The 961-nt window shown below is 68.0% G+C and carries 1 protein-coding gene; it reads right to left on the minus strand.

Annotation, left to right across the window (positions count from 1 at the left end):
- Positions 1 to 961, minus strand: a 961-nt coding sequence (locus AC5Y7E_RS24190; RefSeq protein WP_499950941.1) for a condensation domain-containing protein, incomplete at both ends; no start/stop codon positions are given.

The following is a 961-nucleotide window of genomic DNA, read 5'->3' on the forward strand; positions in this document are numbered from 1 at the left end:
AGGTAGTTAAAGCCCAGGGTGGGGTCGGGTTGGTTGAGGTCGACCTCGGGGTTGAGGTAGCGCAGCGCGCCGTAGCTCAGCGGGTGGGGCAGGGCGCGGAGTTGTTCTTTGGCGTGTTTGAGCAGGGTCCCCAGCCCGGGGTCACCGGCGCTGATCTGGGCCCACTGGTGGTGGGCGGCGCCGATGGTCAGTGCGACCGGGTATTTGGTGGTGAACCAGCCCACCGTTTGGGACAGGTCTAGGTGGGGGTGGAGGTCTTCGTGGCGGCCGTGGCCTTCGACGTCGATGCCGATCGGGGCGGCGCCGTTGCCCACGAACTGGGCTACCGCCATGGCGTAGGCGATCAGCAAGATGTCTTGGATGCCGGTGTGAAACGCCGCGGGGACCTCACCGAGCAGCGCCGCGGTGGTGTCGGTATCCAGGGTCACCGACAGGTGCCCGGCGCTGGCGTAGGTATCCAGTGCTGGTTGGGGGGCGGGCAACGGGGCCGCGGCGCTGGCCACTTGTTTCCAGGCATCAGCGCACTCGAGCACCTCTGGGCGTGCGGCGTAGTCGCCCAGCAGCTGGGCCCACCGGTGAAACGAGGTGCCCTCGATGGCCAGCGTGACGGGGTGGCCGGCGCGGTGTTGGGTCCAGGCGGTGTTCAGATCACCCAGCAGCACCCGCCAGGACACCGCGTCGATGACCAGGTGGTGAATGATCAACGCCAACTGCCCGGTCGCGCCGGCCCACACCGCGACCAGCATCACCCCAGCAGCTGGATCCAACCCCGACCGCGCCTCGATCAACGCCTCATCGGTGATCACCTCGCTGGTGTGCACCCGGTGGCGGGCATCGATGACACCGGTCTCGGGGACCTGTAGTGACCACTGCCCGGCGTCGTCGATGTTTAGGTGGGCGCGCAGCATGGCGTGGCGGTCGAGCAGGGCCTGGATCACGGTGATGACGTCGTGGTGGGTGG

It is taken from the genome of Mycobacterium sp. NGS17, from assembly GCF_059813205.1.